Below are 12,552 nucleotides of genomic sequence, written 5' to 3' on the forward strand. Positions count from 1 at the left end.
CCGGCGCCGGGTGCGGGCCCGTCGCGCGAGCAGCGGTCAGGGGGAGACGGCCTGGCCCTCGTTCTCGGCGACGCCGGGGTTGTTCGCGAAGTTGTCGCGCCACTCGGCCCACTTGTAGCCGAGGCCCTTGTCGGTCACGTACGACGCGCCCCAGCCGGTGCTGTTGAACCGGTTGTCGACGGCCCGCATGTTGCGGCCGTACTTGTTGCCGAAGCCCGCTTCCAGGCCGAGATTGTAGCCGCCGCCCTCCAGCAGGTTGCCCTCCAGGGTGACGTTGTCGATGTCGCCGCCGTAGGTCTGGATGAACATGGCGCCGGTGTCGTTCCCGGTGGAGCAGTCGATCCGGTTGTTGCGGAAGACCAGCCGGCGCTCGGGGTTCGAGCCGGTGGGGAAGTCGCGGACCGTGGCGCCGTCGTTGTGCGAGTCGCCGCCCGCGCGCAGCTTGGTCACGTAGTTGCCCTCGGCGACCGCGTCGAGCGTCTTGCCGGTGTTGAAGAAGCAGATGCCGGAGCCCATGCCGTGCACGTAGTTGCGCTGGAGCGTGGCGACGCCGAGGAACGCGCACGACTTCGCGATCGTCGTGGCGGACAGCTTCGAGCCGTCGATCTCGGAGTCGCGGATGGTGACGGGGCTGCCGGTGACCTGGCAGCTGTCCTCGCACGGCCCGTTGGTCGTGACGATGTGGGAGCCCTCGTTGAGCTGGTTCGGTCGGACGCAGGACTTCTCGATCGTGATGTCGCCCGCGAACAGGGTCAGCGACGTCTCGATCCGGACGCCGGAGATGACCGCGCCCGCCGGGGGAGCGTCACCGCCCTTGTAGAGCGGGAGGGAGTCGCACGAGAGCCCGTGGGCCGCGAGGCCGGTGTTGCCCGCCGTCAGCAGCCAGCCGGGGGTTCCGGCGGGGGCGGGGGTCCCGGTGGCCGGTGGGGGCTGCACGGCCGGGGGCTTCACGAGCGAGGTCGGCTGGGGGGTGGTGGGGGGTGCGGCGGAGCTGGGACCCGGTTCGGAGCCGCTCGACGACGCGCTGGTTGATGTGCTGGTCGAGGGCGCGCCGGAATCGCCCGCGACCAGGCTGGGTCTGGCACCGTGCCCCGGCGAGCACGCCGCCAGGACCACCGCACCTCCGGACAACAGCACGGCAAGTCTCTTCTTCACTGCTCTGGACCTCCAGGCGCGTTCCCGTCGGAGTAGTTCGTGGAGCGCGCTCACGTGTATTCCGGCGACCCGCTGCAATGCCTCGCGGAACTCGGGACGTCCGCGTACACGGGTCGTTCACCGGGCCACACACTGCACGCAGGGCAGGCGCCCGTCAAGCCGTGACCACCCGGTTTCCGTTGTGGGACAACGTCATGATCGTGTTCGCGCGGGTGTGAATCCCGAGGTGGGCAGCCATATCACGGAACAATCAAGGCCGGTGCGGGATTGTGGCGCGACTTCGGATTCGGAAGATCGGTGCCCGATGAATCCCGGTAGGCGGGAACACTGCGTGAACAGCGGTTTCACGGCGAGTGGCAATTCCACGTGACGACAAAGCGCACCGACGCCGATTCGAGGTGGGGTGATGACCGTCGGGACCGTCGATTCCGCCCCGGTGCCCGCCGATCCGCTCCCGCTGTTCCCGCGCCGTTCTCCCCGGTGATCGGCCGCCGTTCCCGAGCGGTCGCGGAGTTCGTACACGATCGGCGCGGACAAGGTCGGGTCGCCACGCAGCGTGACGAGATCGGCGGTCCCGGTCGGCCGGGAGGTGGACGACGGCCGGACGGGCTAACGCCGCTCCGCCCGCGCGCGATGTCCGCTCTGGGTCGGGTTCTCGCGCCAGGAGGCAGCACACATGCAGCTACTCGATCGACTTCGTCCACAGTCGACGGTCGTCGGCGTCGCCGCGCTCGCCGCGGCGCTGCTCGTCGCACCCGTCACGGCGTCCGCCGCGCCCGCGGGCCGGGTGCTCGGCTACGTCGCCAACAACGGCGGCGGCGTGTCCGTCATCGACACGGCCACCAACGAGGTGACCACGACGGTCGCCGACGGCGGCGGTGGTTCGCCCTACACGGTCGACGTCGCGTTCGACGGCACGCGCGGGTACGTGACCAACGTCCGGGACAACACCCTGACGGTCGTCGACGCGCCGACCAACACCGTCGACGCGACCGTCGCGGTCGGGGCGCACCCCGCGGGCGTCGCGGTCTCACCGGACGGCGGCCACGTCTACGTCACCAACTACGGCGACGGCACCGTCTCGGTCGTGGACGTCGCGACGCTCACCGTCGCCGCCACCATCGCGGTGGGCCCCAACCCCGACGGCGTCACCTTCACGCCCAACGGCAGGACCGCCTACGTGGCGCACGACGTCGCCGGGCCGGGCACCGTGTCCGTCATCGACACCGCCACGAACACCGTCGTCGCGAGCATCGCCACGGGCAGCACCCCGACGGCCGTGGACGTCACGCCCGACGGCACCCGGCTGGTCGTCGTCAACAAGGCGTCCGACAACGTCGCCGTCGTCGACACGGCGACCAACGCGGTGCTGGGCACCGTCGCCGTCGGCTTCACCCCGCACGGCGTGTCCATCACGCCGGACGGCGCGCGGGCCTACGTGACCAACAGCGAGTTCGACACGGTGTCCGTTGTGGACGTCGCGGCGCGCGTGCTCGTCGGCTCGGTGCCGGTGGGCGACCGGCCGATCGGCGTATCGCTCACCCCCGACGGCACCAGGGCCTACGTGACCAACAACGGCAGCGGCACGGTGTCGGTGATCGACACCGCGACCCTCGCCGTCACCGCCACGATCCCCGTCGGCGCTCGGCCGGTGGGCGTCGACGTCCACCGCGTGCCGCCCGCGGGCAGCACGCTCAGGGCGGGCTCGGCCACGCTGACGCTCCGGATCCTCGGCTTCACCGTGCGCAGCCTCGACGCGAAGCTCACCCAGACCCGCACCGGTGCCCCGGTGGCGGGCCGCAAGATCGTGTTCCGCACCGTCGGCGGCCTGCTGCTGTGCGGCGCCACCACCGATTCGACGGGCGTGGCGAAGTGCGACGCCTCGGTGTACCCGCTGGTCGGGGTCGGTGTGCTGCTCCAGGGCTACACGGCGAGCTTCGCCGGTGACGACGAGCTGGCGACGGCGGCCTCGCACGGCGCCATCACGCTGCTCTAGCGGGCTGGTCGCCCCGGTCCCGGCCGGGGCGACGAAGTTCACCGTCCGACCGCGTAACGGTTTCCCCGTGGTCGGACGACAAGGAGGTGTCGGCTCGATACGCGGCGGCGGTCGGCGCGCCCGGCCATCGGACAGGGGAGTGTCGCAAGGTGTTCATCCGACGGATCGCAGTGATCGGGACGGGCTACGTCGGTCTCACCACGGGCGCCTGCCTGGCTTCCCTCGGTCACCGCGTGGTGTGCGCCGACGTGGACGTGGAGAAGGTCGAGCGGCTCACGCGCGGCGAGGTCGACATCCTCGAACCCGGACTGCCCGAGCTGGTCGCCGAGGGCATCGCGTCGGGCCGCCTGTCGTTCGTGGTGGGCGCGTCCACCGCGGTGGTGGCGCACGACGGCGGTGCGGAGGTCGTGTTCCTCTGCGTCCCCACGCCGATGGGCGTCGGCGGGCTGGCCGACCTGAAGGCCGTCGAGTCCGTCGTGGACGAATGCCGCTCGCTGTTCGCCGAGGGCTGCGTCATCGTGAACAAGTCCACCGTGCCGGTCGGCACGACGGTCCTCACCTCGGAGCTGTTGGGACGTCCGGACATCTCGGTCGTCTCGAACCCGGAGTTCCTCCGCGAGGGCTCCGCCGTCAAGGACTTCCTGAACCCCGACCGGATCGTGGTCGGCTGCGACGACCAGGACGCGGCCGAGCGGGTCGCCGCGCTGTACTCCCGGCTCGGAGCGCCGACGGTGCTCACCGACGCGGCGAGCGCCGAGATGGTCAAGTACGCGGCGAACTGCTTCCTCGCGATGAAGCTGTCCTACGTCAACGCGGTCGCCGAGCTGTGCGAGCGCCTGGGTGCCAACATCTCCGACGTGACCGAGGGCATGGGCTACGACCGCCGCATCGGCCAGTCGTTCCTGTCGCCCGGTCCCGGCTGGGGCGGTTCCTGCCTGCCGAAGGACACCCACGCGATGCTCCAGGTGGCGGACGCGGCCGACTTCGAGTTCCGGCTGCTGCGCGCCACGATCGACACCAACGACCGGCAGCGCCAGCGCATGGTGGACAAGATCCGGCTCGCCGTCACGGGCAAGCGCACGGGATCGCTGTCGCACGTGCGGATCGGCGTGCTGGGCCTGACGTTCAAGGCGGGCACGGACGACCTGCGCGACTCGCCTGCCCTCGCGGTGGCCGCGCTGCTCAAGCAGGCGGGCGCCGAACTGGTCGGCTACGACCCGGCGATGGGCGCAGGCTCCTCGGTCGCGGTGGGCATGGACGTCGTGGACGACCCGTACCTGGCGGCCAAGGACGTCGAGGCGCTGGTCGTGCTCACCGAGTGGCCGGAGTTCCGCACGCTCGACTGGGCGAGGGTCGCCGGGCTGGTGCGCAAGCCGGTCGTCGTCGACACCCGCAACCTGCTCGACCCGGACGTGCTCAGCCGGGCGGGCCTGAAGTGGACCGGACTGGGCGGTCACCGCTAGGTCCCACCGAACTCGGAGGGGTTCGCGCCGCGGCAGGGGTGGCGTGAGTCCCACCGATATCCGGAGGGGGTTTTCGTCGCGGCAGGGGCGACGGAAACCCCCTCCGACCCCTTGAGGCCCTCCCGCGACGACGCGGACCCGGTGTCAGTCCGCGCGGGGGCGGACCGCCAGCAGCAGCGCGAGGCCGAGCACGGACATCACCAGGCTCATGCCGTAGGCCGTGCGGTAGGTCAGCACCTGCGCGAGGGCGAGCAGCGGGCCCGCGAGCATGGTGGCGACCGTGGCCGAGTTGGTGAACATCGTCGTGGCGTGGCCGGGCCGCTCCGGCGACAGGCTCTGGAAGTACGAGATGCCGATGCCCATCACCGCCGAGATGACGACGGCGCTGAGCACCTGGGCCGCGGCGACGTGCCACGTGCTGCCGGTCAGCAGCATCGCGGCGTGGTAGCCCACGCCGACGACGGCGCCGGCGAGCACCAGCGTGCGCTGGTCCACCCGCGTGGCCAGGACGCCGAAGCCGATCATCAGCGGGATCTCCAGCGCGGCGCACAGGCCCATGATCAGGCCGACGTCGGTCGTCGTGCCGCCCAGCTGCTCGGTGACGAACAGCGGCAGCGTGACCACGCCGAGGGAGATCGCGCCCTGGAGGAGCACGAAGGCGAGCACGGGCAGGGCGAAGCGCGGCGGCGGGCCGGGCACGACCGGCTCGGCGTCCTCCTCGACCGGCGGCGCCGCGGCGACCTCCGGCAGGCGGAGGGCGAGCAGCGCGACCACGGCGAACACCAGCCCGGTCGCGGCGAACAGGCCGGTGAACCCGGTCCGCGCGACGAGCAGCGCGGCCAGCGGCGGACCCGCGACCCAGGCCAGCGAGATCAGCGTGCGCAGGCCGGTGATGATCAGCGGTGCCCTGGTCGAGCCGCCGCGCTCCAGCACCTGGCGGGCGTAGGCGAACATCTGCGGCAGCAGCGACGACGCCACGGCCACCAGAGTCGCCGACACCGCCAGCAGCACCCAGTAGTTCCGCAGCACCGCGAACAGGCCGTACCCGACCGCACCCGTGACCGCGCCGACGATCAGCAGGGTGCGGCGCACCGCCCGAGCGTCGGACAGGCGGCCGAGCAGCGTGCTGGCCACCAGCGACGCCAGCGGCGTGACCAGCAGGAACGTGCCGAGCGCGAGCGGGCTCGCGCCGACCTCCTGGCTGAGGAACACCGACATGAAGGGGAACGCGAGCGCGGCGCCCAGACCGACGGCCGCGCTGACGAGGGACAGGGGGACGAGCGACCGCACCCGGAAGGGCGCGGGACGCTCGGTCGTGACAGCCACCCGTCCATCCTCCCAACCCTCACGGCCCTGGTGAAATCGATTTAGCCCAGGACGTGAGCCATCTCTCGCACTTGATCACTATAACTTCAGTGTTGACCGAAATAAGTGCTCACAGCCGTGGTCACGTGCGTGAACGGTCACCGAACGATCGCGGAAAGTCGCAGGTCACCACGAACAGGTGGTCGATCCCTCTACTCTGGAAGGGCCGACGGCATGAGGAGGAAGTACAGGTGCAGCCACTGCCCGTGGACGGGCCGCAGCGCATCGGTGACTACGTGCTGCTCAGAGGGTTGGGCAAGGGCGCGATGGGGGCCGTGTACCTCGGTCGCTCGCGCGGCGGGCGTCCGGTCGCGGTGAAGGTGGCCCGCGCCGAACTCGCCGAGAGCCCGGCCTTCCGCGAGCGCTTCCGCCGCGAGGTGGACATGGCGCGGTCGGTCGGCGGCTTCTGGACCGCCGCCGTCGTGGACGCCGACCCGGACGCCGACCGCCCGTGGATGGCCACGGAGTACGTGGTCGGACCGAACCTCCAGCAGGCCGTCGAGACGCACGGGCCGCTGCCCGAGCAGTCGGTGCGCAGGCTGGCCGCCGGACTGGCCGAGGCGCTGGTCGCGATCCACGGCGCAGGCCTGGTGCACCGCGACCTCAAGCCGTCCAACGTGCTGCTCGCCTCCGACGGTCCCCGTGTGATCGACTTCGGCATCGCGCGGGCGCTGGAGCACTCCGCCCTGACCGAGGCGGGCGTCGTGTTCGGCACCCCCGGCTTCCTGTCGCCCGAACAGGTCACCGGCACCCGGATCGGTCCGCAGAGCGACGTGTTCGCGCTCGGCGCCGTGCTGGTCTACGCCGCGACCGGCCGAGGCCCGTTCGGCGACGGCTCCACGGCCTCGCTGGTCTACCGCGTGGTGCACCAGGAACCCGACCTGGCGCACGTGCCGCCCGCGCTCGTGCCGCTGATCGTGCCCTGCCTCGTCCGCGACCCGGACCACCGCCCGACCCCGGCCAGGCTGCTCGCCACGATCGACGTGCCGCACCTGGACGACACGTGGCTGCCCGCGCCCGTGCGGACGCTCGTGGAGCAGCGGCACACCGAGCTGAGCGCCCTGCCCGTGCCGAACGGCGCACCGCCGCCGAGCGGCAAGCCCGCGACGCGGATGATGGCCGAGGCCGCGCCGGTGATCGCGGGCGCCGCCGCCAAGCAGGTGCAGCGGGCCGTGCAGGCGGTCGTGGACAAGGCCAAGGCCATCGAGGCGAAGGCCGTGGTGGCCAAGGCGATGGAGCCCAGGGCCGTCGACCGGGCGCCGAAGGTCGAGAAGAAGGCCAAGCCCGCGCCGGTCGCGCAGCCGAAGAAGCCCGTCGGCGTCCGGTTCAAGGAGTCGCGGACGTCGGACATCGGGTGGGGGCTGGTGACCGGGTTCATCACCCTGGTCGCGCTCGCCTTCCAGGGGTCCGGCCAGGTGCAGCAGGACGTCCAGTACGTCGCGCTGATCACCGCGCTGGTGTTCTCGCTGTGGTCGATCAGGATGCTCGTCGGCGCGCTGCGCCCGCGCCTCGGCCTGGAGGTGGGGCCGGACGGGCTCACCGTGTCGAGCGGCAGCCAGGAGCGGAAGCTGCCCTGGTACGCGATCTCCAGGGTCAAGGTCGTGTACCGGCGCGGCAAGCCGTGGCTGGTCGTGTGGCTCGTCAGCGCGGCGGCTGAACCGGCGACGGTGGGGCACGGGACGTTCAAGCCGTACAAGGGCGGCTACCGCGCCTACCCGATCTCCCACGAGAAGGCCAAGACGAGGCAGGGGCAGGACGTGGGCGAGCTGCGCTCCGCGCTGGCCTGGTACGCGGCGTCGTCGTTCGACCCCCGCTAGAGCCGGGCCCGCTGCCCGGTCCTGCCCGGTTCAGCGGCCGGTGAAGGTGGCCTTGCCCGGACCGTCGGCGAGGAACGAGCGGACCGCGTTCGGCAGGTCCTCGGTGGCGAAGAGGGCGGCGGCGATCGTGGTGACGTGGGCGTTCGCCTCGGGCACGCCGCCGTTCTCGAAGTGCGCCAGCACCTCCTTGGTCGCCGCGTGCGCCCGCGTCGGGCCCGCGGCGAGGGTCGCGGCGAACTGGCGGGCCGCGTCGTCGAAGCCGTCGTCGGCCAGGACGCGGTTGACCACGTTCCACCGCTCCAGCGTCGCCGCGTCGTAGCGCTCGCCGGTCATCACGAACTCCTTGGCGCGGCCCACGCCCGCGCGGGCCGCCAGGCGCTGGGTGCCGCCCATCGTGGGGGTGAGGCCGATGACCTTCTCGACCAGGCCGAACTTCGCGCGTGCGGCGGCGAGGATGATGTCGCACGCCACCGCGACCTCGAACGCCCAGGTCAGCGTGAGGCCGTGCGCGGCGAACACGGTCGGGAACGGCAGGGCGGCGATCCGGTCCGGCAGGTCGAGCATCCGGTCGAACAGCACCTTGGCCTCGGCGGGCCCGTTCTGCGCCGAGAACAGCGACACGTCGACGCCACCGCTCACGACCTTCCCCTCGGCGCGGACCAGCAGTGCGCGGGGTGCGTCGTCCTCGACCTCGGAGATCGCCGAGATGAGCTGTTCGTGCAGCTCGGCGGTGTAGAGGTTCAGCGGGGGAGCGTCGATGGTCAGGACGGCCACGCCTGCCGCGTCGCGTTCGAGTTTCACCACCTCGCCACCCTCTCACGGCAATAGGGTCTTGACACTGTCGCAACAACGGTCACAATCGGTTCTCAACGGGCAGCAACCGGAGGGAACCGGGCATGTACGCGGCGGAACGGCACCAACTCCTGGCGCAGAGGTCCCGCCGCGACGGCCGGATCGACGTCGGCGACATGGCCGCGGAACTCGGCGTCGCCCCCGAGACGATCCGCCGCGACCTCGGGGTGCTGGAACGCCAGGGCATCGTCCGCCGCGTGTACGGCGGCGCGGTCACCGTCGAACGCCTCGACTTCGAACCCGGTGTGGCGCAGCGGGACCAGACCAACGCCGCCGAGAAGGACCGGATCGCCCGCGCGGCGCTCGACGAGATCCCCGAACGCGGCACGGTGCTCATCGACGCGGGCACCACCACCGCCCGCCTGGCCACGCTGCTCCCGGCCGACCGCGAGCTGACCGTCATCACCAACTCCGTGCCGGTCGCCGCGATCGTCGCGTCCAGGACCGCCATCACCCTGCACCTGCTGGGCGGACGGGTCCGCGGCACCACCCTCGCGGCCGTCGAGTCGTGGACGCTGAACGCCCTGGACGGCCTGCTGGTGGACGTCGCGTTCCTCGGTGCCAACGGCTTCTCCGCCACCCGCGGCTGCACCACCCCGGACATCGCGGAGGCGGCGGTGAAGGCGGCGATGGTGACGGCCGCCCGCCGCCGCGTCGTGCTCGCCGATTCGAGCAAGCACGGCGCCGACCAGCTGAGCCGCTTCGCCGCGTGGGCGGACATCGACGTGCTGATCACCGACACCGGCCTGGACGCCACGGCGATCCCGGAGCTGGAGGACGCCGGACCGCGGGTGGTGCTGACGTGACCGCCCGGAACTGCCGGACCACCGGCCCGGCCTGTCGATCCCTGGCCTGCCGGATCCGCCCGTTCGGGCCTCGGCGGTCCCGAACCCGGCGAACTCGCCTCCCCCGAACCCGCCCACCCCGCACCCGCGGGGCGGTGACCCGGTGATCGTCACCGTCACCCCCAACCCGAGCGTCGACCGGACCGCCACCCTGGAGCACTTCCGGCGCGGCGACGTCCTGCGGGCCACCTCCACGCGGCTCGACCCCGGCGGCAAGGGGGTCAACGTCGCCCGTGCCCTCGCCGCCGCGGGCACGCCCACCGTCGCCCTCCTCCCCGCGGGTGGTCCCGAGGGCGACCGGTTGGCGGCGCTCCTGGCCCCCGAGGGGGTTCCGGTGGTCGCGGTGCCGATCGCCGGGGCGACGCGGAGCAACATCGCGCTGGTCGAGCCGGACGGCACGACCACGAAGGTCAACGAGCCCGGCCCCGAGCTGTCGTCGTTCGAACTGGCGGCGCTGGAGGCCCGTGCGGCGCTCCTGGCCGCGCGCGCCGAGTGGCTGGTCTGCTGCGGCAGCCTCCCCCTCGGGGTGCCGTCGGACTTCTACGCGCGGCTGGTCCGGGTGGCCCGCGAGGCAGGGGCGAAGGTCGCGGTCGACGCGTCCGGGGAGGCCCTCGCGGCGGCGTGCGCGGCGGGGCCGGACCTGGTGAAGCCGAACCTGGACGAGCTGGTCGAGCTGGCCGGGCACCCGCTGCCGAGGCTGGGTGACGTGCTCGACTTCTGCCGCGCGCTGGTCGGCGGCGGGGTCGGCGCGGTGCTGGTCAGCCTGGGCGCCGACGGGGCGCTGCTGGTCGACCAGGTCGACGCGTGGCACGCGCGGGCCGAGCCGACCGAGGTCCGCAGCACCGTCGGCGCGGGGGACGCGGCGCTGGCCGGGTTCCTGCACGCCGGGGCGTGCGGGGAACGGGCGTTGCTGGCGGCGGTCGCGTTCGGGGCGGCGGCCGTGGCGCTGGAGGGCAGCCGGATGCCGAAGGACGTGCGGACCGACGGGGTGCGCCGCACCGACGTCGACGAATCACTCAACCTCAGTGGAGCCGCGGCATGGACGCCGAACTGATCACCACGGAACTGGTCGACCTCGACCTGGCCGAACGCGACCGCCGGGCCGCCGTGCGGTCCCTCGCCCAGCGGCTCGTGGACGCGGGCCGGGTGACCGACCTGGAGCTGTTCCTCGCCGACGTCGAGAAGCGCGAGGCGCGGATGGCGACCGGCCTCGAAGGCGGGATCGGCATCCCGCACTGCCGCTCCGCCGCGGTCACCGCGCCCACGCTGGCGTTCGGGCGCAGCACCGGCGGCGTCGACTTCGGCGCGGACGACGGGCCCGCGACGCTGATCTTCCTGATCGCCGCGCCGGAGGGCGGCGGCGCGGAGCACATGACGATCCTCGCCGCGCTGGCCCGCAGGCTCGTGCGGGCCGAGTTCAAGCAGACCCTGACCGCCGCGACCGACCCTGCCCTCGTCGCCGCGTACGTCCGCCAGGAGGTGGCCCCGTGAAGTTCGTCGCCGTCACCGCGTGCCCCACGGGCATCGCGCACACGTACATGGCCGCCGAGTCGCTGGAGCAGGCGGCGAGGGCCGGCGGGGACACCATCGAGGTGGAGACCCAGGGCTCGGCCGGATCGGCCCCGCTCGACCCGGCGGTCATCGCCGACGCCGACGCGGTGATCTTCGCCGTGGACGTGGCCGTGCGGGGCCGGGAGCGGTTCGAGGGCAAGCCGGTCGTCGAGGTCGGCGTGAAGCAGGCGATCAACGGCGCCGCGGCGCTGTTCGAGCAGGCCAAGGCAGCCGTGGCGGCCGGGCCGCCCAAGACCGGTGCCCCCGTGCCGACCTCCAGGGTCGGCGCGAGCGACCGCACCGGCGCGAAGGTCCGGCAGTGGTTGATGACCGGCGTCAGCTACCTGATCCCGTTCGTCGCCGCGGGCGGTCTGCTCATCGCGCTGAGCTTCGCGCTCGGCGGCTACGAGATCGTCGACGCCCCGAAGGTGACCGACCAGTTCGACGCGCTCTCGGTGCGGGGCTGGGCCGCGCTGATGTTCCAGATCGGGTCGGCGGCGTTCGGGTTCCTGGTGCCGGTGCTGGCGGGGTTCACCGCGTTCGCCATCGCCGACCGGCCCGCCATCGCGCCGGGGTTCGTCGGCGGCGCCATCGCCGTCACGGTCGGCGCGGGCTTCCTGGGCGGCCTGGTCGCGGGCCTGCTCGCGGGCGGGGTCGTCAGCGCGCTGACGCGGGTGAGGGTGCCGCGCTCGGTCGCGGGGATCATGCCGGTGGTGGTCTACCCGCTCCTCGGGTCGGTCGTGGTCGGCGTGCTGATGTACGTCGTGGTCGGCAAGCCCATCGCCGCCGCCACGACCGGGCTGACGAACTGGCTCAACGGGCTGAGCGGGACGAGCGCCCTGCTGCTGGGCGCGCTGCTCGGGCTGATGATGGCGTTCGACATGGGCGGGCCGGTCAACAAGGCGGCGTACGCGTTCGCCGTCGGCGGCCTCACCACCGGCACCGGGACCTCGCTCCAGATCATGGCCGCGGTGATGGCGGCGGGCATGGTGCCGCCGCTCGCGCTCGCGCTGGCGTCGACCGTTCGCAAGGCGTTGTTCACCGACGTGGAACGGGAGAACGGGCGGGCAGCGTGGTTGCTCGGCGCCTCGTTCATCACCGAGGGCGCGATTCCGTCCGCCGCGGCCGATCCGCTGCGGGTCATCCCCTCCATCATGCTCGGCTCGGCCACGACGGGCGCGTTGTCGATGGTGTTCGGAGTGACCCTGCGCGCGCCGCACGGCGGTATCTTCGTGCTGCCCCTGATCGGGAAACCGCTGCTGTTCGTGGTCGCGCTGGTGATCGGAACGGTGATCTCCGCGGTCGCCGTGATCGTGCTGAAACATCTGAAGGCCGGCGCTCCCCGCGGTGCCGAGCCGGTGGTGAGCACCAGCGCCGCGAGCGCGTGATTGCCTGATCGGGAAGAGGGTCCGGCCGCCGATGATTAGTTCTCGCGGACCTACACCGACGCCATTGCTATAAGAGTCATATGGGTTTGGTATATGTCATGTGATCTGCATCACTTGACT

At 72.3% G+C, this 12,552-nt stretch carries 10 protein-coding genes; 7 read left to right on the forward strand and 3 right to left on the reverse strand.

The window, feature by feature from the left end; genetic code table 11:
• Positions 1–36 precede the first annotated feature (36 nt).
• Positions 37–1,155 carry a hypothetical protein gene (locus tag VFZ92_RS17810; protein WP_330877066.1) on the reverse strand — a complete coding sequence of 373 codons (1,119 nt, stop codon included), beginning with the start codon at positions 1,153–1,155 and terminating at the stop codon, positions 37–39.
• 676 nt (positions 1,156–1,831) lie between these two features.
• Between VFZ92_RS17810 and VFZ92_RS17815 the strand changes: the two genes are divergently transcribed.
• Together VFZ92_RS17815 and VFZ92_RS17820 are read left to right on the forward strand one after the other, a co-directional pair.
• Positions 1,832–3,151 carry a cytochrome D1 domain-containing protein gene (locus VFZ92_RS17815; protein WP_330877067.1) on the forward strand — a complete coding sequence of 440 codons (1,320 nt, stop codon included), beginning with the start codon at positions 1,832–1,834 and terminating at the stop codon, positions 3,149–3,151.
• Between the two features lie 149 nt (positions 3,152–3,300).
• Complete coding sequence (locus VFZ92_RS17820) at positions 3,301–4,614, forward strand: UDP-glucose/GDP-mannose dehydrogenase family protein (protein WP_330877068.1); 1,314 nt, start codon at positions 3,301–3,303, stop codon at positions 4,612–4,614.
• 144 nt (positions 4,615–4,758) lie between these two features.
• Here VFZ92_RS17820 and VFZ92_RS17825 read toward each other — a convergent pair whose 3' ends face one another.
• Positions 4,759–5,940, reverse strand: a complete 1,182-nt coding sequence (locus VFZ92_RS17825) for a sugar efflux transporter (RefSeq protein WP_330877069.1) — start codon at positions 5,938–5,940, stop codon at positions 4,759–4,761.
• Positions 5,941–6,170: 230 nt separating this feature from the next.
• Here VFZ92_RS17825 and VFZ92_RS17830 point away from each other — a divergent pair, with 230 nt between their 5' ends.
• Complete coding sequence (locus VFZ92_RS17830) at positions 6,171–7,796, forward strand: serine/threonine-protein kinase (protein WP_330877070.1); 1,626 nt, start codon at positions 6,171–6,173, stop codon at positions 7,794–7,796.
• Positions 7,797–7,826: 30 nt separating this feature from the next.
• Here VFZ92_RS17830 and VFZ92_RS17835 read toward each other — a convergent pair whose 3' ends face one another.
• Positions 7,827–8,600, reverse strand: coding sequence for an enoyl-CoA hydratase/isomerase family protein (locus VFZ92_RS17835; RefSeq protein ID WP_414719925.1), 774 nt, complete (start codon positions 8,598–8,600; stop codon positions 7,827–7,829).
• Between the two features lie 92 nt (positions 8,601–8,692).
• On the opposite strand from VFZ92_RS17835, the gene VFZ92_RS17840 reads away from it, so the two are divergent.
• From VFZ92_RS17840 to VFZ92_RS17855, 4 genes are all read left to right on the forward strand, one after another.
• A complete protein-coding gene (locus tag VFZ92_RS17840; protein ID WP_330877071.1) occupies positions 8,693–9,454 on the forward strand; it encodes a DeoR/GlpR family DNA-binding transcription regulator in 762 nt (253 codons plus the stop codon).
• A gap of 142 nt (positions 9,455–9,596) precedes the next feature.
• Positions 9,597–10,547, forward strand: coding sequence for a 1-phosphofructokinase (pfkB, locus tag VFZ92_RS17845; protein ID WP_330877072.1), 951 nt, complete (start codon positions 9,597–9,599; stop codon positions 10,545–10,547).
• On the forward strand, positions 10,532–10,984 hold the full coding sequence (locus VFZ92_RS17850; protein ID WP_330877073.1) for a fructose PTS transporter subunit IIA: 453 nt from the start codon (positions 10,532–10,534) through the stop codon (positions 10,982–10,984). Before pfkB ends, VFZ92_RS17850 begins: the two co-directional genes overlap by 16 nt.
• A complete protein-coding gene (locus tag VFZ92_RS17855; RefSeq protein ID WP_330877075.1) occupies positions 10,981–12,432 on the forward strand; it encodes a fructose-specific PTS transporter subunit EIIC in 1,452 nt (483 codons plus the stop codon). Before VFZ92_RS17850 ends, VFZ92_RS17855 begins: the two co-directional genes overlap by 4 nt.
• The last annotated feature ends 120 nt before the right edge of the window (positions 12,433–12,552 follow it).

This window comes from Umezawaea sp. (assembly GCF_036375055.1).
GTDB lineage: Bacteria > Actinomycetota > Actinomycetes > Mycobacteriales > Pseudonocardiaceae > Umezawaea.